The following is a 21219-nucleotide window of genomic DNA, read 5'->3' on the forward strand; positions in this document are numbered from 1 at the left end:
ATAAGCAGAGATGCTCAAGGTACTTAAACGGATAGTTCAAGAAGTCACTGCAGCAAGACAGCTTTCTGAAGCGCTTGGTGTTTTAGTGCAACAAATTAATAAAGCCATTAATGCGGAGGCTGCTTCCGTTTACCTTATTGATACCAAACATGCCGAATATGTTCTTATCGCTACCGAGGGTTTAAACAAGCAAGCTCAATTCCGCGTACGCATTTCATTAGATAGTGGTCTTGTTGGGCTTGTAGGACGACGTGAAGAACCCATTAACATTGAAGATGCCCCTGCCCATCCTGATTTTTATCATAATCCCCTATTAGGTGAAGAACATCTCAAAGCCTTTTTAGGGGTGCCGATTATCCAGCATCGAAAGATCTATGGGGTTCTCATTGTTCAGCAAGCAGAACAACGTCATTTTGATGATACAGAAGAGTCCTTTTTAATTACCTTAGCCGCCCAGCTTGGTGGGATCATCGCTCACGCAGAGGCTACGGGGGAACTAGCGGAGTTGACGCTACCCAAGCCCATGGGAGTGACCAAAGTCGAAGTAAGCTCGGCGGCGCTTACCGGGATTGGCTCCGTACCAGGTATTGGAATAGGTACTGCTGTAGTTGTGTATCCTCAAGCCGATATCGATGCGGTTCCACTTCATCCTGTAGAAACATTGGATGAAGAAATTAAAGCATTTTATGAAGCCCTTGAATCCACCAGAGAAGATATGCATCGCTTAAGCAGGCGCATGAAAGCAGTTGTTGCTGAAGACGAACACGCACTTTTCGACGTGTATTTGCGCATTCTAGATAAAGACAGCTTGGGTGTCGAAGTAGAGCATGTTATTCGCAAGGAAAAAATTGGAGCACAAGCAGCTTTAGCGACTGTTATAAAAAAACATATCGCTCAATTCGAAAGCATGGAAGACTCTTACCTACGCGAGCGCGCCAGTGATTTTCGTGATTTGGGACGTCGTGTTTTAGCTGCATTACAATGGTCGCAACAAGAAGAGATTGTTTATCCCAAACGAACCATCCTTGTCGGGGAAGAAGTCACTGCCGCCGCTCTGGCGGAAGTACCTGAAGGTTACTTGGCTGGAGTAGTCTCAGCAAAGGGCTCAAATAACTCGCACGTTGCTATTTTAGCTCGCGCACTGGGTGTACCTACTGTAATGGGGGTGCGTGGTTTAAAATTAGAATCACTTTCCAAGCGTGCAATGGTTGTTGATGGATATTATGGCCAAGTTTATATTTCGCCTTCTAAATCTGTTCTTGCAGAGTTCAAACTTCTTGAACAAGAAGAACAAGCATTAAATCAAAGTCTAATAAGTTTGCGAGATAAATCCGCAGAAACTATTGATAGCTATAAAGTTTCATTGCAAGTAAATACCGGTTTGGCGATGGATGCGGGTTTATCAATGAGTGTGGGAGCAGAGGGAGTTGGTTTATATCGTTCAGAAGTCCCTTTTATGAGTCGCGATCATTTTCCTTCGGAAGACGAACAAACCATTATTTACAGGCAAACATTAAAAGCTTTTGCACCACGTCCAGTAACAATGCGAACGTTAGACATCGGTGGTGATAAAGTACTCCCCTATTTCCCCGTAAAAGAAGACAATCCTTATTTGGGATGGCGAGGAATTCGGGTTACCCTGGATCATCCGGATGTATTTCTAATGCAGGTACGTGCCATGATGCGTGCCAGTGAGGAATTAAACAATTTGCGCATCATGTTGCCTATGGTTACCAATTTAAGTGAAGTTGAGGAGGCAGCTTATCTTATTGAGCAAGCTTTTACTGAGTTATTGGAAGAAGGATGCGTCATTGAAAAACCAAAATTAGGCGTGATGATCGAAGTACCCGCGGCTGCTTATTTGGCGCGTGAAATTGCAAAGCGAGTCGATTTTCTCTCAGTAGGTAGCAATGACTTAACTCAATACTTCTTAGCTGTAGATAGAAATAATGCGCGCGTCGCAGGTCTTTATGATGCCATGCATCCAGCAATGTTACGGGTTTTACTTAAAGTTGTAGAAGGAGGTCACGCTGCAGGAGTTGAGGTGAGTATTTGTGGTGAAATGGCCAGCGATCCACTCGCCGTCATTTTGTTAATTGCAATGGGATTTGATACCTTGAGCATGAACTCTTCCAGCTTACCAAGAGTAAAATGGGTTATCCGTAATTTTGCTATTGCCAGTGCGCGCAAAATACTTGCAGAAGTCCTTGAGTTTGAGCATCCAGCACAAATACGCTTTCATTTGCAAAAATCTCTGGAAGAAGTAGGCTTGGGCAGTCTCATCAGGGCTGGGAAATCTTTATAAAGATCAATACGATAAAAATTATATCCTGGGAAATATAGAGAGCCCTGGAGTTCTTTGCACTCTAAATCTAGATTCTTAGCCTCCACCCAAGCTACAATGGACACCATTTTTTATTACAAGAAGCATGGCTATAAAAAAGGAACCTAAAAATATATGCTCACTTTCCCCTATATAAATCCAATTGCTTTTTCAATAGGGCCATTACAAGTCCATTGGTATGGTCTAATGTATTTGCTTGGCTTTGTCAGTGCCTGGTTATTGGCACATTGGCGCAGTAAGCACTATAAATTACATTGGACATCCGAACAAATAAGCGATTTGATCTTTTATGCTGCCCTCGGAGTAATTATCGGTGGCCGTGTGGGCTATATGCTTTTTTATGATTTTCCTGAACTGATAGATAACCCTTTGTCCTTATTTAAAATCTGGCAAGGGGGGATGTCTTTTCATGGTGGTTTACTCGGTGTCGTGGTTGCACTGTGGATCTTTGCTTACAGACAAAGTAAACCTTTCTGGGAAATTGGCGATTTTATTGCCCCATTAGTTCCTATTGGTTTAGGTGCGGGGCGTATTGGTAATTTTATTAATGGCGAACTCTGGGGACGAGTAACGGATATGCCTTGGGGTATGGTTTACAGCCATGTTGATAACCAGCCACGTCACCCTTCAGAACTTTATGAATTTGGGTTAGAAGGAGTGTGCCTATTTTTACTCGTATGGATTTATGCAAGTAAACCTCGCCCTACCGGTCGAGTGTCTGCTGTTTTTTTAATGGGTTATGCGGTATGCCGTATCATTGCAGAATTTTTCCGACAACCTGATCCTCAATTAGGTTTTATAGCTTTCGGATGGTTAACAATGGGGCAAATTTTATCTATTCCCATGTTGTTGCTGGGAATTTGGTTATGGTGGATCAAACGATGAAAACTTATTTGAATTTGTTAGAGCATATTTTAAAAAACGGGACAAGAAAAACAGATCGAACAGGAACGGGAACCTTATCAATCTTTGGGTATCAGATGCGTTTTGACTTAAGCCAGGGATTTCCTTTATTAACCACCAAAAAGCTTCATACACGCAGTATTGTGCATGAGTTACTCTGGTTTTTAAGTGGTAATACAAATATCGCTTATCTTAATGAAAACGGGGTCACTATATGGGATGAATGGGCCGATAGCAATGGGGATTTAGGACCTATATACGGCAAACAATGGAGAAGTTGGCCAACATCTGATGGTCGCACAATCGATCAGCTCAATGAAGTTGTACAAGAAATTAAATCCAACCCAGACTCCCGTCGCTTACTTGTCAGTGCTTGGAATGTTGGTGAACTGGAGCAAATGGCGCTCATGCCGTGCCATGCTTTATTCCAATTTTATGTTGCCAATAATATTCTTTCTTGTCAGTTATACCAACGCTCTGCAGATGTATTCCTGGGGGTGCCTTTTAATATCGCCTCTTATTCTTTGCTCACCCATATGGTTGCCGAGCAATGTAATTTACAAGTGGGCGATTTTATATGGACAGGCGGTGACTGCCATTTGTATTTGAATCATTTGGAACAAGCTCGCACTCAATTAACGAGAGAGCCTTTGCCTTTAGCCACTTTAAACATTAAGCGAAAACCTCAATCGCTGTTTGAATATACATTTGATGATTTTGAATTTTTGAATTATCAATCTCATCCTGCGATCAAAGCCCCAATTGCTGTGTAACATATATTTTATTTAAACTCGACTCTTAACTGGCTTAACCACAAGAAGTCGAGTTTAAATATTGCAACACTTTAGGGAGATTGTTGTGAATAAAGTCGCCATAGGATAAGCATTGCTTTTAAAGGGAAAAGGGATATTTAATGAATAAAAATAAATTCGCACAGCTTATAATAATTTTAATGGGTTGGTTATTAGCTCTAGTTCAGGCTAATGCATCTTTGTCTATTATACCTGATAAAAATTGTCTTAACAGAAATCACCTTGGTGAATGTATCGTACAAATGACTGCCGGTTCTAATGTACCGGCTACGGTAACCATTTTTAATAATTCGGCAAGGGTAACAGCATCTAATATTCACGCTATTTTACCCTCTAATTGGGTCGATGTTTCCCAAGATGCCTCTAATTGTGCCGTTCTACCCCCAAAAAAGAGTTGTGCACTCAAGTTTTTGCCTGGTAAAACAACACATGCAGCCACTTCGATACCTATTGTTGGTACTCGAACAAGTACTTCTTATATTACCATGGAAGTTGTTGCTGCCTCCTATACAATAGGAGGATCAATTTCGGGATTAACAAAGAGCGGCTTGATTCTCCAAAATAATGGGGGTGATAATTTATCGGTACCTGCTGGCGCAAACTCGTTTCAATTTTCAAATCCTGTTACAGCAGGTGGAAGCTACAATGTTACTATATTACAGCAACCGAATGGGTTAACCTGCACTGTCAATAATGGTTCAGGTACTGTTAGTGCTAATGTAACTAATATAAGCATAGCCTGTAGTGCAATCACCTATACAATCGGAGGCTTTGTTACCGGATTAACGTCTAACGGATTAATTATTCAAAATAATGGTACCGAGAATTTATCGATACCCGCCAACGCAACTTCATTTCAATTTCCAACACCAGTTCCAGAGGGTGGAAGTTATGAGGTCACCATAGTGCACCAACCTACTGGGTTGACATGCTCCATCGAAAACGCTTCAGGCTCTGATGTTATGGCGAATGTAACCAATATAAACATTGTCTGTAGTGTGCCTATGTACACAATTGGCGGCTCAATTTCTGGTTTAACTACCAGCGGATTGATTCTTCTCAATAATGGTAGCGATAGTTTATCTGTTGCTCCTAACTCGACCTCGTTTCAATTTTCTAACCTGATTGCAGCAGGAGGAAGCTACAGCGTTACTATCCAGCAACAACCGGCTGGATTAACCTGCACCATTGATAACGCTTCAGGCACTGATATTATGGCTAATGTGACTAATATAAGCATTGTCTGTAATGCAACGACCTATACGATTGGAGGGTCGATTTCGGGATTAACAGCCAGCGGCTTAGTACTCCAAAATAATGGCAGCGATAATTTATCCGTTCCTGCCAATGCGACCTCATTCCAATTTTCTACACCTATTGCTGAGGGCGGGAGTTATGCAGTCACCATACAGCAACAGCCAACAGGCTTAACCTGCACCATTGGTAATGCGACAGGTTCCAATGTTACGGCTAATGTGGACAATATTACTATTGTCTGTAGCGTAACGACGTATACAATTGGAGGTTCAATTTCGGGATTGTCCGCAACTGGATTGGTTCTCCAAAATAATGGCGGAGACAATTTATCTGTTCCTGCTAATGCGACCTCATTCCAATTTTCTACACCTATTGCTGAGGGCGGAGACTATGAGGTGACCGTACTGCAACAACCTAGTGGGCTAAAATGCAGTGTGAGCAATGGTACTGGTACAAATGTTATGGCAGATGTTACGGACATAAGCGTTACTTGTGTGGTTTTATATACCTATGTAACCAATAGCGGAGCAAACACTGTATCTCTTTGCAATATTAATCAAACTACCGGGGTATTAACTTGTCCAGGAACAACAGGTAGCGGCTTTAACAATCCTCGTGCCATTCATATTAATCCCACAGGTAGCTTTGCATATATAGTAAATCAAAATAATGGCAAAATTACGCTTTGTAATGTGAATCAAACCTCAGGAGTATTAACTTGCCCAGGGACCACGGGCGGTACCTTTCAGAGTCCTATTGACATTGCGATTAATCCTGCAGGCACTATAGCCTATGTCACTAATAGTGGAAATAACTCCATTTCTCAATGTGTAATTAATCAAAGTACAGGTGAACTAACTTGTCCGAGTACAACAGGTAGTGGATTTAACGGGCCAGGAGGTATTACAGTAAACCCGGCAGGTACTTTTGCTTATATAGTTAATGAGCTGGCTAATAATATTTCTGCATGTGCTATCGATCAGAGTACAGGTAATTTTACCTCTTGTGCTGTGTATACAGGTGATTTTAACCACCCTAATCGGATCACGCTGAATCCAGCAGGAAATTTTGCTTATGTGAGTAACGGTTTTGGCGGCAGCGGCCCTAGTCAAGTATTTCTTTGCAGCGTTGAGCAAAGTACGGGAGCCCTGACTTGTCCAGGCACAACAGGGAGTGGGTTTAATCAGCCTTTTGGCATTACTATCAACCCTGCAAATACTCTTGCTTATATAGCAAACAGCGGAAGTAGCTCCGTATCTCTATGTAACATTACTCAAAGTAGTGGTGCATTAAGTTGTCCAGGAACAACTGGAAGTGGATTTAGTAACCCGACTGGTATTGCAATAACAGGGAATCTTTAATTCTAAATTGTTTCATCTTAAATGGGCTCACTTCCTCTTGAAATGAGCCCATTTAATGATCCCGAACGTAAAACAGGTCGCGAGGAGATCGTTCCCATCGCTTGTGATACAAACTGTAGCTCCTCCGTATTTTCGCAGCTACCTTCGTTCAGGATACGTCAAATATAGCCTCTAACTGGTTGGGGTGGCTTATTACGCTATTTGATCTATTGGCAACCGATGATAAGCTCAGCCAACTCCGTTGGCGGCATAGTCACTAAACTATCTAAAGCAGCATTTGTACTTACATTTGCAACTAAATCCATATTGAGTTCATTACTCAGTATAACAGCCTGATTCTGAGTGGGCTGCGCCACGTTTGTTGCACCTAAGCTGCTGTAAGTTTTCCAGGGAATAGAACCTGGAGTAAATTTTTGATTTTTATCAAATGAACCACTAGCAAACTTTTGTGAAGGCCCAAGAAGTTCGTTACCACTTTTTACCATTCCTTCAGTAACTTGGATGTATGTTTTTTGTGGTATTGCAATGAGTTTGAATTGCGTTCCCTGGATAGCAAGTGCGACAACTGGTGTTTGTATGAGGCCTTTCTTTTTTCCTGTTGATTTGTATTCAATTGCGCCTTTATTTAATTTAGCGTTTAATTTTAATTCTGCCTGTGGTTTATACGCCACCGTTTCATAATTAGAATTTTTTTGTACCGCGACAAGAGTACCGTTTTCATATTGAATATCTATTTTGGCATTCGCCTCAGTGATGATTGCTTCACCTACATGAACGGGTGAGCCCGGAGATAGTATTCGTTGTATGTTACCCTTTTTAGCGATAGCGGTATTGGTGACATTTAACACTTTAGCAACAGGTTGTGCCACTGCATTGATAGAATAGAAAAGTACACTGATGACAATTAATTTTTTCATTTGCTTTCCTGGCAATTTATTGATTAAATGATAAACAACTTTTATTTTTGCGTATGGACAAATACTCCGTTCCAGTCTTTTGGCGGTGGCTTTTGAATGAAACCTTCAATACGACTCAAAAAAATTTGATAAAGATGCCGTTCGGGATTACGTGCCAGTAGTTTTAGGAATTGTTCTTTTGCGTTCTCCCATTCTTGCCCATAATAGGATTTTAATCCTTGCTCATATTCTTGTAACTCGGCTAAAAGTTCTGGCGAAGCATCTTGTCTATAGCCTAGAGGCTCATAAATCTTCAAGGGAATATGTCGCCCCTTCACAGTAATTTGATCCACCAAACGCCATAGAAAAGGAGTCTCCTTCATTTGCGTTGACTCGTTCACTAAAATAGAAATTTGGTAGTATTTGGTTAAATCTTGTAAACGAGAAGCTAAATTTACTGTATCGCCAAGGACGGTGTAGGAGCGGCGAAACTCTGATCCCATGTCGCCTACATCCATTAAGCCCGTAGCAAGACCCATACCTATCCTGATGTAGGGCAAATTCATCTTTAATAATTTTTTATTAATTTCTTCAAGATTATCATTAATCGTTAAAGCAGCTGAAATAGCATGATAGCAATGCTCGTTATCAGGTAAAGGAGCCCCCCAAAAAGCCATAATCATATCGCCCACATATTTATCGATAGTGCCTTTATGACTAAAAATAATATCAGTAATTGGCGTAAAAAATTCATTCAGCAACCGTTTAATCTCTTTAGCCTCTAAATGTTCACTTAAGGTAGTAAAATCACGGATGTCAGCAAAAAAAACTGTCATCTCACGCGTTTCACCTTCCATAGTGTAATTTTCTGAAAAGTCAGTGAGTTTTTTAACGTAAGTAGGAGGAACATATTGTCCAAACAATTGTTTTATTTTGTTTTTTTGTCGCTTTTCAAGAATGAAATCATATGAAAAATTAAGAATTGCTAATAGAGCAGTTAATAGAAATATTAGTGCTGGGGCAATAAATAAATTTTGATAATTAAACAATAAAAATGAAATGCCTGAAATTAAAGTAATAATAAAGAAATAAAAAAGCAGCAATATAAAGGGACTACAAAAAGGAAATAGAATAACTAAAATACCACCTAATGCAGTTATCGCCAGTATGCCCGTAACAGTATTCCAATTAAATTCTACCAGCGCGTCTTGAGTCAAAATTGCTGTAACTATATTGGCATTTATTTCAGCACCCGGAAAAGTTTGAGATAAAGGAGTTTGGTGCAAATCTGCTAAAAGTACCATAGTGGAGCCTACAATCACAATTGAACCAGCAAGTTCGTCAGGGGATAATTTATTTTGTATCACGTCACTTGCTGAATAGTAATCAATCGTACCTGGTAGCCCCCAAAATGGGATGAGAATTTGTCCTTTATGATTCGTGGGTATAAAAATATCTTTAATGGTGATCCCATCTAAAAGCTCCTTACCATGGCTCTTATGCGTTATCAATTTTACTTGATCCGTATCCAGATATTGCATGACTGCTGCAAGTGCAATGTTTGCATACAATTTATTGGCATAATTTCCTAATAGGCTGCCATGTCTGATAACGCCATCAAGATCTGGAATATTGGAAACGAAACCAGCATGGGGAGATGCCTTTAATAATAAGGGCAATATCCCATTATACCCCAAAAACTCAGGTACTATGTAATTTGTTGCATCAATAGGTTTCGCATCTTGATTAAGCAGCGGTTGAGGTAAAGAACCTTTTTTTACCTGCGCATCATAATGTAATAAATAACCAAGCACAGCATTGTTGCCTGATAAAGTAGCAGCGAAAATCTTATCATTATCGACATAAGGTTCTATCTGATTCAACAAGTGGATAATTTGCTCTTGCGTATCCTTTTGTGCAAATGGTAATTGAGCTACTTTTTCTTTTAAGCTCTGGGCATAATTTTTTTCAACATCAGAAAACACTATATCAAAAGCAACAACCTTTACCCCAAGATTTTTTAGATTATTCAATAAAAGAGCGATTTTATCACGCGGCCACGGCCAACGGCCTTCTTGTTGGACAGAATAATCGTCAATATCGATAATCGCTACTCGAGGAAAGTTTTTTTTCTGATGCAAACTCATCTTGGATAAATAATCATAGATAAGGCCATTAATACGATTTAAAAAAGCAGGCTGCTCACTTTGTAATAAAAGAATAAAAACGAGGCATAAACTGCCTAACCCTAATTGAATCGTTCTAATCTTAATTGCTTTCATCAAAGAAAAAGCCCCCTTAATCCATGGCAATCTTTAAGGAAACTATAGAGAGGTTGCTATGATATACATTAGCGCGTTGTACATATTGTTGCTCCAAGCGCAAGGTCAATTTTTTCAATGAAAAATTGACTCCTCCACCGACCTGGAATCCATTTTGATTTAAATTAAATTCAGGCGCAGTACTCACTAAAGTACCTGTTATAAGCGGACGGCTATTTGAGAACTGGACAACCTGAATTAAGCCCCCATTGATAAAAGGTTGTATGGTTTGCGTGATCTTGTAGCCTATTTCCGCATTTTCCAAAAGATATGATGACTTATTGGTTAATGGTGCTATGGTATTTGCTACTAAATTAGGTCGAAAAAAATAAGTAAATCCATTTTGTTTAATTTCGTTATGCAAAACACTAAATGCACCGGTAATTAAAAAATTATGAAAAATAGTGCTATATAAAGTACTTAAACTTACAAACCAATTATTACTATGGTTTGTAGCTGCTGCGGTTTGTTGATTAGGTGTTTTAGGCGCCATTAATGTAAGGTAATTAAGCTTATTTTGTCCGTAACCACCATAAAAATCGACAAATAGATGTGGCTTAATCGATTTTGTTAAATGACCAAAAAGCGAATTGTTATGGATTGATTGGGATGTTTGAATAAGCGGAGTGGGAAAAATAAGCACGTTAGAACCCAAATTCATATCAGCCCGGTAAATAAATAAACCTCCCGTAAGCCCCTCCATTATTTGCAGGTTATTGGCTCCTAGCGCATAGAAATTTGAATGGCCTTGAAAACTGTTGTAATTCCCAGACTTAACTGATTTAAATTTGAAATCTCGATAACTATAAATGCCTTGAAGATAAAATAGAGGATTATTATTAACCCCTGTTGATTGCTTTTCCTTATTTAATGCAGTATCGGCAAAACTTAAAATGAGATAAAAAGAACAGAATAAGCTAAGTACAATCCTTTGTTTTTTCATGGTATCCTCAAACAACAAACTAAAATCAATTATACACCGGAAGCGCAACATTTATAGTTACATCTATGTGGCCGAGAAGCAATAACGGCTCCCCACTTTTTATCCCAATTATTGCTTGTAATAACCATTCTAATGCGAAATGAGCTCAAATTGACTTAACCTAAACACTATGATTATTTGAAGTGGGTTTGATTGTTGCCTAATAAAGATTGATGAGAAACTCGGGGCTTACAATTATTGATTGTTGTTATCCGCAAGGCTTCTTTCTTTATTTTTCCTTAATCCATTTTGCCTTTTAAAGAATACATTATTCAAAATTAGATTTCTGCGATCAGCGTCTCATAACATTGGCTTGTTAAACTTTTTAATATGAGCTTAAGAAATTAATCCTATTTTAGGATATGAGGCGAAATCATGAATAAACCTAAAAGTGAAGATATAAAAGCAAGATCCAATCTGCCTTTTGCAATGCAAGTAGTCTCTAACCCAAAAATTACCGTAGCACATAACAAAACAAGCCAGGGAATTCTTATAGGTGCACAAGCCATGATTGCTGCGGGGGCTCAATCTGAATTTGTCACTGCCAATATTATGCAAGCTCATGCGCTTAACAGCAGTATCATTTTAAGAGCAGGAGATCCTCCCCAATATAATAAACATAGGAGTCCTAAAAGCGGGGTTAACTTAAGTAAAACGAGCAAACAAGGATTCTTTAAAGGTTCACTTGCAGAAGAACTTCGTTTTGCACGCATTGAAAATGGTGAGCCTAGACCTCATCATCCCAAGGACGAAGCGCATCTTTCATTAAAACCTACTGATCCAGAATATCAACATACGATGCAACTTGATATCAATATGCGGGACATCTTACGTGAGATAGGGCCTGATGGTGATTTACGAGTTTTAGGATTTAATCCAGACAGTGGGCTGTTACGATTTGAGTATAAAGAAGGGCATGGACCTAAACCTGATGACAACTCCCCAACTGGCTTCGAGGGTCAATTTGTTGTTAATTTATTAGCTGGGGAAAATAACCCCATTTTTTACTCTCGTGAGTGGGATAAAGCAGAACATGACAAAAATTGGGATGCGAGTCAGGGTATTATTAAAAAGCCTCCTGAACTAGAAGCAGTATCCGATGAACTCTATAAGCAACTATTTAATCATACTTTTAAACTACAGTATGCAGAGTCAAAAAACGCGCATCTGAACGAATCTGAACTTAAAAGTGCGAAAGTTTTTGCCAATAGGCCACGCAGTGCTGAAGAATTTAAACAAGCAATGGGAATTGACCATCCTCACTATGGGTTAATAAAAGAATGTACTTCGCTTGAAAAAATTTTAGCGAAATTCAAAACTCATTTAGAAGAAGAAACAGCCAATGAGGTCATTTTAGAAATCTATGACAAAGGAGGCCGTATTGTTGCTGGTGACTGGGATGGCATGGCCTTAGGGCATCCTCCTGGTTTAGATTCCAAATATGCTGAAGTGATTAATGTATTTGCGCCGCAAGCAGAAGGGATTGAAAATAAGCAAAAACTTTTAGAACTGTCAGATGCCTATTTAAACGAAATCCAGTGTAAAGCCCAAGAAAAAAAATCAAATGGCATCCAATTGTCTTCATTTGAAGAAAAAACATTAGCCATACCCAGTATTACTGAAATAGTAAGTGATTTCGCTCTAGCACGTGCGGGTTGCATTACTCCTCATGAGTTTGTTTTTCAACAAGTGTTAAATCATGCGTATCGAGATAAATTAAATGCTCATTATGGCGAAAAATATAATACAGATGCAGTGCAAAAAGCTATGGATAAATTAGTATCTATAAAAGATGTTATTACATCTGAAAATATTATGGATATATCGAGACGATTAGTGCAAGCAGAAATAATGCTGGAGCAGGAGAATATATCTCCAAGTTTGCTGAATCAAATTACTGAGCATATGGCCTCGCATTTCGTCTTGGCTATTAAAAAGGAAACGCCTTATGTTATTCCCCATCTGCATCATGATGTAAATGTCCATGATTTATATCAACATGGTTTTGATATGAGAAACCCATACGGAAGTAATTTAGAAGGAGCATGGCTTTTGATTACTGCAGATGGTAGTACCCTTTATGGGGAGACACAAGAGCAATTAGTTGAGGTGTTGCTTACTGGAGACTTCTTAGCAAAAAATCACCTAGAGATTAGCCATGGCGCCAATATGAATGCAGGTTGGGGAAGAGTTATTGAGCGACAAATTCAATTAGGACAGACTATTCCTCCCAAGACCATGGAGGTATACGAGAAAAATTTGGAATGTATGAAGTTGGAGCAAATAAATCATTTTCATAATTATAAAAGTCAATTGAAACATTTAAAATGTACTACTCAAATCAACAATAATCCAGAAAAAGATGTATACCATCAAACCGCAAACACATTTTAGGAAGAATATTATGTCTAATAAAGAACTCATTGAAAAAGTAAAAAGTGCATTAATCAAGCTGGCTAATCTACAAAAGGCAGACCTTGAAGATACGAATGATATGACAAATTATAACGAATCCACTTCTCAAATAATAAAAATCAGGGCGCTTATCAATAGAAACTGTACCCCTGATAAAATTTTACCTATAGTAGAGAACTTGCAAAAAAATGCTTTAGCTGAATTGGAAAGCGAACTCCCGAAAATGATCGCGAAACATCAAATGGAAGAAGCTACGAATCTATATAAAGAGATCAAAACAGACATCAACACGCTTGTGTTTGAATTAACGGATCAGCAACCTTCTCCATCGATTGCGAAACCTTAATTCAAAAGTCTGTCATCCCAAATTTCTCACGATGACAGACTTCTTAAAAAAGAGAATCATACTCCACAAGAAATAAAACAACTATTTACATCGTTCAAAACATATATTTTTCTAATTTTATCAATAAGTAACTAATTTTTTTATATCACATATAAATTCATTTGGTTGGATTAATCAAGGCCTGATTGTTTTAATTATGAGCTCTCTGGCTCGATATCGCATGTGGTGAGTAATGCTGTGGTTTAAAGGAAAATGGATAAGTTTCATTTTTCAAAAAAGGAATGTCACCGATAAGGCTGGTTAATTAATTTTTAGCAAAATTTTTAAAATTTTACAGGGTGATCATCATGCCAAAATTTACTAAAGAACAAGATGTAAGATTAGAATTAGGTAAGCTACTAAATAGCTTTAAAATAAAGATAAAAGATGCCGATCAATCTTCTGATGCACAACTAAAGCTTCGTTTATGCAAAGAAATAATTGATGAATATCATGTATCTATGGAAACTTTAAGCAATATAGACGATTACAGGAAGAGAACCCCGCGCTCCAGGGAAGTAGCATTTAAAGTGATTAAGGATGAATTGAGGGACCAATTAGCAATAGCTAAAGGGATCTATATAACCGAGCAAATGAACTGGATCTTTGATAGTAAAAATTTTAGTAATCTCAAAAAACATATTGCAGCAGTTAAGGAATTGATTGCCCTAGCCAGAACATCTACAAAGTATAAAAAAGAAGAGTTAAAAGAACAAATACAACAGGCTAAAAAATTATTAAAGGAGCTTGAAAATCAGCAACAGGAAGAGGCTCGGGTTAAAGAGACAATAATAAATCAACCCGAGGATCAAAATGAAGTGCGTCCACAAGAATTTGCAGCGGTAATCAAGGAGGAAGCAAGAGTAATTTTAGAGACTGGAGTAATCAATGAGCAGGTGGAACCGCAACAAATAAAGAATCAAAATGACAAAAATCTGGAAAAAGAAACAATAGAAACTCAAATAGCACCAATAGAGATACAACCACCACTTTGTATCGAAAAAACAACGGAAACCAAAGCAAATGTCTTCGTTATGCTGCAGGATCTTCTCAACAAGGCAAATGAAAACGACGCACAAATTGTTGGAAGAAAATATCTTTTAGACTTCATTGCCAGCAACCAGGAACAATTTAATGTCTTGATGGCTAATCTTCCAGAAGATAAAAAAGCACGATTTATTGAAGATATGAAACCCTTACAGAACCTGACTAATGCTGATAGTGTGAAATCCACATTCTTGGCTACGATGAGCTGGATTACCATGCCTATGACAGTAATAGTCAGATCCATTGCACCGCCCATAGTCGAACAATTCAATTCTTTGCTTCCTGAGACTCAAGACAGTCATTGCAAAGCTCAATTAAAAAAATTAATTTCAGAGACATTAGAGGACTTGCGACGAAATGAAGCAACAGTAACACACCAAGAACTCGACGCAAAGGCACCAATATTCCTCGATAAAGAAAAAGCAAATAAAGAATCAGTGAAGCCAATTGCTACACAACAAAAGTTTGAACCAATAGCCAAGGAAGCAGCACAAAAAGCTTTGGACAAAGCTCTATTAAAGACACAGCAAGAACACCAACAAAACTTCGTACCAGTAGCCAAAGAAGCAGCACAAAAAGCTTTGGACAGAGCACTATTAAAGGCACAGCAAGAACACCAACAAAATTTCGTACCTGTAGTCAAAGAAGCAGCACAAAAATCTTTGGACAGAGCACTAATAAAGACCCAGCAAGAACAACACCAACAAAACTTCATACCTGTAGCCAAAGAAGCAGCGACCAAGGCGCGGGCTCAAATGCTAAGTAAACAGAAGAGCGAGTATTTTAATTATGTAAAACAACTTGGTGTGATTGTTTTGGATCTGCAAAAGAAACAAAAACACAATGCAAACTACAAAAACGTGACCCAAGTTGCCTTGGATTTGTATGGCAAATTAAAAGAGGCCGCACTATTTTTTGAACAGCCCTCTGCAGAAGGATTTGAAGTATTTAAACAATTTTGCCATTACAGTATTAATGAAGCGGCGGGAGAATTTAAACAACACCGTGATTTATGGCATAAAGTTCATCCTGTTCTCAAAGGTATATTGGGTGTAATCGCGGCTCTCACTGTACTCCCTGCCTTAATGGTTGCTACAACAAAAACAGGATACGTTAATACATTCTTCAAAACACCTGAAACCGAATCATCCAAGAAATTGGAACGAATCAAAGAGATGCTTGAGAGGATGGAAGTAGAAGTAGAGCAAAAAATAAAGGCATAGTAGTTCAACTATGATCTGACAGTTCCAGCGTTTCAGGAGTTGCTGTCAGATCAAATCCAGCGATAACGTAAGATACTCATCAAAGCATAGTCAATATACATAGAGCCAAAAATATTCTTCAATTTTGTGGCATCGCATAAAGAGTACGAAAAATATCAGGTAACGGTATTGATTTATTTTGCGTATAATCCACCCAAACAATTTTACAGCTACCATGTGCCATAAGCACTTCATTTTGATAAAGCTCATGATCCATAATCATGCTGGAATTACCCAAGCTATGAATTTTGGAACACAAAGTAACCATTGCAGGATAAATTACCGGTTTTAAAAAAGTACACGCAACATGAATCACTACTGGACCTGTTTTTTCAGTCATATTAATCTTTAAGTCCCTTAGCCATTCAATACGTGCTTCCTGAAAATACTCAAAATATCGTGCATTATTCACATGCCCTAATGCATCCATGTCCCCCCAGGCAATAGAGAACACTTTTTTATGTATTTCAACTTTTCGCTCATTCATTTTAGATTCCATTTTACGTATTATTAAGATAAATCTACAGGGTCTACATCTACATTCCAGCGTATACCATTACTTAATTTATTTTTTGTGAGCCATTCACGCAACTGTGTTAATGCATATTTTAGCGCTTTTCTTGAAGCTGATTTAATCAATAACTGCATGCGGTATTGATTGGCTTTGCGAGGCATGGGCGCTGGTGCAGGTCCCATAACGATAATAGAGTGTGTTTTTATCTGCTCTTTAACCGCATGTAAAAATTTTGCTACATTTGTTGCTGCTTTTCCCTGTGCCCGAATCACTGCCAAAAAGTAAAACGGGGGCATTTCAGCTTGTTGGCGCATTGTTAATAAAAAATCTGCAAAGCTATCATAGCCTTGTTGAATCAACAAATTAAGTAATGGATGATCCGGCATGTGGGTTTGAATTAAAACGTGTCCTGCAGAATCTGCACGTCCTGCACGACCTGAAACCTGAGTTAGTAATTGTCCTAAATGCTCCAGGGCTCGGAAATCCTGGTTGTACAGTCCAGCATCCGCATCGAGCACCACTACCAAGGACAGGCGTGGAAAATGGTGGCCCTTAGCCAACATTTGCGTGCCAACAATCAGCTGAGCCTCTCCACTATGGATTTTATCTAAATGCTCATCCATAGAATTCTTTTTACGCACTGCGTCGCGATCGATACGCATAACTTCTATATGAGGAAAATGCAAGCCTAAAAATTCATGAATACGCTGGGTACCTGCTCCTACCGGCATCAACTCCGTGCCTTGGCAATTCGAGCAATACTCAGGCTTTTTTTGCGTCAAACCACAATGATGACAAATCATCTGCCCTATTTGTTTATGCAGCGTCAAATGGCTATCGCAAGCACGACAATCAACCATCCAACCACATTGATGGCATAACAATACCGGTGCAAAACCACGGCGATTAATAAATACCAAAACCTGATTTTTTTTCTTTAAGTGTTCTTGGATCACATGCAGGGTTGGGGTGGCTAAACCATGTTGTACTACCTGGGAGCGCAGATCAATGAGTTGGTAATGCAATGGCGTTGTTGATAACGCTTTATGAGTCAAGCGTAATAATTTATATTTTTGCTGCTTGCAGTTATAAATACTTTCAAGGCTTGGTGTGGCTGAACCCAAAATGATGGGAATATTTGCTAAATTTGCCCGCATTAATGCCGTATCACGAGCTGAATAACGCACCCCTTCCATTTGTTTTAATGAGGGATCATGCTCTTCATCAACCACAATTAATCCTAAGGCAGGCATTGGTGTGAAAATAGAAGCCCTGGTTCCAATGACTACCTTAACCTTATTTTCTTTTGCCAGTTGCCAGGCAACTTGGCGTTCGGATTCATTTAAGCCAGAATGGATCACTGCAATAGGTTGTTTAAAACGTGCTGTAAAACGGGCTACTAATTGTGGCGTTAACCCAATTTCAGGAACCAAAACCAACACCTGCTTCCCTTGCTCTAATACTTCAGCAATCACTTGCAAATAAACTTCCGTTTTACCACTTCCCGTAACCCCTTGTAATAAAAAGCATTGAAAATGACTTAGCTTTTCTTTAATCGTTGCGACCGCAACAGCTTGTTCCGAATTCAGCGTCAATGACGGTATGTGTGAAATCTCAGCTCGTTGAGGGAATATGATTTTTTGCGATAAAGAGAGAACTTGAGTGGCAACCAAGTGACCTAATTGACTGTGATTAAACCCTTTTTGGATTAAATCACGTTGCGCAACAGGTTCTTTTTGGATACTTAAAAATTCGATAAGCTTGAGCTGCTTATGTGCACGAGCAGGGATATTTTTTTTAGCCTCATCCAAAGGTAATGCTAATTGATAAAAATCACTCATAGGCAGTTGACAAACTTCGCCTAAACGATATTTTTTGGGTAAAGCCAAAGGCAATACTTCCGATAGGGGGGATTGGTAATAACTTGCTATCCATAGGCATAAAGTCAATATTTTTTCATCAAGTAAAGGCTCTTTATCGATAACAGCGCTGATGGTTTTTAATAATACACTATCCTGCACAGCTTCTTTTAGGCTGATTACGACTCCAAGCCGCGTTTGTTTGCGAAACGGAACCCAAACTCGGGCTCCGATACATGGAGCAAATTCATCCGCAATATAATCAAAACAATCTCGGTTGGTATTGGGGATACACACTTGATAAACAGTATTAACTGTTACTTGGAGTGTCGATAAGGTGCTTGAATCGTTGCCTAACTTCATAGGTGCCCCAATTGTACACTCCTTATCTTCAAGCATTTTTAGCTCCGCAGTATATTGCGAAAGAGATTTATTCATCCGCTCTTTGCCATTCATGGCTGGCTGATTGTCCAGGGGCAGAAAAAACCTTGACGACAACCTTTTCGATGCGATGCCTATCCAACTCATCCTTATCTTGAATTAACTCATGAACAAACCACTTTGAAAGTTCTTCGACGGTAATATTGGTTACTGGTAATAGAGTGACATCTTCCTTGAGAAAAGGAATTTTTTTGTGGTTGAACGTAAAATAATAATAAGCCTCATCTTCAGCATATTCTAAAAAAGGTGAATATTGCGGCATCAAAAAAGTTTGGTTCAAATAACGGCATAATTTATGGATACGCTCTTTATAATAACGGTAATCAAAGGTCATCCCATTTTCTTCAACCCAGGTAGTCAATGCAAGATAAACTCCATACATATGACCATGCAATGGTTCTCTTTCTGTGGCAGAGAAAATTGTCGTATGGCCAGCAGAAAACTTCATCGATTCTTTTTGTAACTCTACGGTAGTAAGATATTTTTTCTCGTTCATAAACTCACTCGTTTATCATTTAGTTGAAACCCATGTAAAGCAATGTCTATCTCTTTGCTCAATGCAATTACCTTAAACAATTCACCCATTTCACTAGGTTGCGTCAATTGTTTTATCGCTTGTTTTGCACGCATCTGTTCTAACTCACTATCCGATGAGTTAATAAAGCTTAACAAACCATTGGCCAGCAAAAAAGAGGCTTGATTGGTATATCCCGCAACATGGAAACCTGCTTGTTGTCCAGCCTCTGCTACATGGGTGAAATCTACGTGCGCAGTGATATCTTGCGCTCCAAGATTCAAGAAAGGGTTTGAATGGCTGTGATGTTGGTAATGACACATCAAAGTTCCCTGATTTCGATCGGGATGATAATACTCATGGCGTGGAAATCCATAATCAATCAAAAAAACAACTCCTTGCTTCAGCATACGATAAGTATTCAAAATCCAATCATCAATAAAAAGATTCACCTCTGAAAGATAGGGGACACCTAACGAGGATATTTTGTGATTTATATAGTGTTGCAAACGCTTATTTTGACAAGGTTTGAAAATCTCAACCACCTGCTGCTGTTCATCTAAGCGCACATAACTTTCCATAATCCCCTGGTTTGTGTTCATGAAGCGATGCACGGGCATGGCGTCCAGGACTTCATTTGCCAAAACCACGCCATTAAATGGGGTTTCTGGCCAACGATCCAACCAGGTGACGAGATGCGCTAAATGGGGGATTTTTTGTGCGACCATCTCACGTTGGCGATGGCATAAATTAGCACTGACCTCAAGGATGTAATAGGCTTCGGGCAAAGAATTATACTCGGCAAGATACTCTAATATAGAAACACAAAGTGCACCAGAACCCGCACCAAACTCAAAGATTGAAGGTGATTCAAGGACATCAAATACTTGCAGGCATTGATTTGCTAAAGTTTTACCAAATAAAGGTGTTAATTCAGGGGCAGTAATAAAATCGCCTTGCTTCCCTAATTTTTGCAATCCTGAACTATAATATCCTTCACCTGGAGCATACAATGCCAGTTGCATGAATTCTACAAAGGGGATCGCTTGTCTTTGAGCCAGTTGTTCTTGCAGTGTTTGTAGTATACTCATAACGAAAATAAATAAAAAATCTAGGGAAAATACCTTGAAATTCGAAAAAACACAAGAAGCAAAACTCGCTTTGGTTACAGGCGGGGCGCGCCGTGTTGGTGCCGCAATAGTCCAAAAACTGCATGCCACAGGGTATAATGTAGTTATCCATTGCCATCAATCCCTGCAAGAAGCACAACTCCTTGCAAAAAATCTAAATGCCCAACGCGCGAACAGTGTTTTTGTGGTACAAAAAGAATTATTTGATGCTAGCGCTGCTGAAGACATTATGACTGCAGTAAATGATTGGGCTGGGCGGTTGGATTTACTCGTGAACAATGCCTCTCTTTTCATACGCACCGAAATGACATCCTTTAGCCCACCTAATTGGAATGCCTTATTCGATATTCATGTCAAAGTCCCTTTTTTATTAAGTCTTGCCGCCCGTCCTTTACTTGCAAAACAATCCGGATCCATTACCAATGTGACTGACATCCATGCGGAAAACCCCCTGAAAGGATATTCTGTCTATTGCCAAAGCAAAGCGGCCTTGGAAATGCAAACAAAAAGCTTAGCCCGCGAATTTGCTCCTGAAATCAGAGTAAATGCAATTGCGCCGGGAGCGATCATCTGGCCAGAGAGTTCCAATACATTAACGCCAGAAATACAAGAAAAAATAATTGCAAAAATACCTTTAAAAAAACACGGCGATCCAGATTATATTGCCCAAGCCATTTTAACCCTGGCTGAAAATCCTTATATCACGGGACAAATTCTTAAAGTTGACGGAGGAAGAAGCATACTTACCTAGTTCCTCTTCCATACAAACATCTTTC

15 protein-coding genes are annotated in these 21219 nt (G+C 39.0%); 8 read left to right on the forward strand and 7 right to left on the reverse strand.

What is annotated here, in order from left to right; all coding sequences use genetic code 11:
* Positions 1–10: 10 nt before the first annotated feature.
* The 4 genes from ptsP (at position 11) to EKG34_RS07790 (ending at position 6677) form a co-directional block, all read left to right on the forward strand.
* Positions 11–2305 carry a phosphoenolpyruvate--protein phosphotransferase gene (gene ptsP, locus EKG34_RS07775; RefSeq protein ID WP_003633499.1) on the forward strand — a complete coding sequence of 765 codons (2295 nt, stop codon included), beginning with the start codon at positions 11–13 and terminating at the stop codon, positions 2303–2305.
* Between the two features lie 153 nt (positions 2306–2458).
* Entirely contained in the window at positions 2459–3229 is a 771-nt protein-coding gene (gene lgt / locus EKG34_RS07780) for a prolipoprotein diacylglyceryl transferase (RefSeq protein WP_003633500.1), read from the forward strand.
* Positions 3226–4020 carry a thymidylate synthase gene (gene thyA, locus EKG34_RS07785; RefSeq protein WP_012978752.1) on the forward strand — a complete coding sequence of 265 codons (795 nt, stop codon included), beginning with the start codon at positions 3226–3228 and terminating at the stop codon, positions 4018–4020. The genes lgt and thyA overlap by 4 nt, the downstream gene beginning before the upstream one ends.
* A 140-nt stretch (positions 4021–4160) precedes the next feature.
* The gene (locus tag EKG34_RS07790) at positions 4161–6677 is read left to right on the forward strand and encodes an NHL repeat-containing protein (protein WP_012978751.1); all 2517 of its coding nucleotides are present in this window, start codon (positions 4161–4163) and stop codon (positions 6675–6677) included.
* A gap of 206 nt (positions 6678–6883) precedes the next feature.
* Here EKG34_RS07790 and EKG34_RS07795 read toward each other — a convergent pair whose 3' ends face one another.
* From EKG34_RS07795 to EKG34_RS07805, 3 genes are read right to left on the reverse strand one after another with little or no spacing between them, the layout of a single operon-like run.
* On the reverse strand, positions 6884–7594 hold the full coding sequence (locus tag EKG34_RS07795; RefSeq protein ID WP_003633505.1) for a FecR domain-containing protein: 711 nt from the start codon (positions 7592–7594) through the stop codon (positions 6884–6886).
* A gap of 41 nt (positions 7595–7635) precedes the next feature.
* The gene (locus EKG34_RS07800) at positions 7636–9855 is read right to left on the reverse strand and encodes a CHASE2 domain-containing protein (protein WP_003633506.1); all 2220 of its coding nucleotides are present in this window, start codon (positions 9853–9855) and stop codon (positions 7636–7638) included.
* 16 nt (positions 9856–9871) lie between these two features.
* Positions 9872–10837, reverse strand: a complete 966-nt coding sequence (locus EKG34_RS07805) for an autotransporter outer membrane beta-barrel domain-containing protein (protein ID WP_003633507.1) — start codon at positions 10835–10837, stop codon at positions 9872–9874.
* A 414-nt stretch (positions 10838–11251) separates the two neighbouring features.
* On the opposite strand from EKG34_RS07805, the gene EKG34_RS07810 reads away from it, so the two are divergent.
* From EKG34_RS07810 to EKG34_RS07820, 3 genes are all read left to right on the forward strand, one after another.
* Positions 11252–13270, forward strand: coding sequence for a hypothetical protein (locus tag EKG34_RS07810; protein WP_003633508.1), 2019 nt, complete (start codon positions 11252–11254; stop codon positions 13268–13270).
* A 10-nt stretch (positions 13271–13280) separates the two neighbouring features.
* A complete protein-coding gene (locus tag EKG34_RS07815; protein WP_003633509.1) occupies positions 13281–13637 on the forward strand; it encodes a hypothetical protein in 357 nt (118 codons plus the stop codon).
* Positions 13638–13984: 347 nt separating this feature from the next.
* Entirely contained in the window at positions 13985–15946 is a 1962-nt protein-coding gene (locus EKG34_RS07820; RefSeq protein WP_003633510.1) for a hypothetical protein, read from the forward strand.
* 118 nt (positions 15947–16064) lie between these two features.
* On the opposite strand, the gene EKG34_RS07825 is transcribed toward EKG34_RS07820, so the two are convergent.
* From EKG34_RS07825 to EKG34_RS07840, 4 genes are all read right to left on the reverse strand, one after another.
* Positions 16065–16472, reverse strand: coding sequence for an acyl-CoA thioesterase (locus EKG34_RS07825; RefSeq protein WP_003633511.1), 408 nt, complete (start codon positions 16470–16472; stop codon positions 16065–16067).
* A 23-nt stretch (positions 16473–16495) separates the two neighbouring features.
* Positions 16496–18721 (reverse strand): primosomal protein N', encoded by a 2226-nt coding sequence (locus tag EKG34_RS07830; RefSeq protein WP_172622916.1) that lies wholly within the window; start codon positions 18719–18721, stop codon positions 16496–16498.
* A 67-nt stretch (positions 18722–18788) separates the two neighbouring features.
* Positions 18789–19295, reverse strand: coding sequence for a 6-pyruvoyl trahydropterin synthase family protein (locus EKG34_RS07835; RefSeq protein WP_003633513.1), 507 nt, complete (start codon positions 19293–19295; stop codon positions 18789–18791).
* On the reverse strand, positions 19292–20404 hold the full coding sequence (locus EKG34_RS07840) for a class I SAM-dependent methyltransferase (RefSeq protein WP_003633514.1): 1113 nt from the start codon (positions 20402–20404) through the stop codon (positions 19292–19294). The genes EKG34_RS07835 and EKG34_RS07840 overlap by 4 nt, the downstream gene beginning before the upstream one ends.
* Positions 20405–20438: 34 nt before the next feature.
* On the opposite strand from EKG34_RS07840, the gene EKG34_RS07845 reads away from it, so the two are divergent.
* Positions 20439–21194, forward strand: a complete 756-nt coding sequence (locus EKG34_RS07845) for a pteridine reductase (RefSeq protein WP_003633515.1) — start codon at positions 20439–20441, stop codon at positions 21192–21194.
* Positions 21195–21219 lie beyond the last annotated feature (25 nt).

The organism is Legionella longbeachae (genome assembly GCF_004283175.1).
GTDB classification, from domain to species: domain Bacteria; phylum Pseudomonadota; class Gammaproteobacteria; order Legionellales; family Legionellaceae; genus Legionella; species Legionella longbeachae.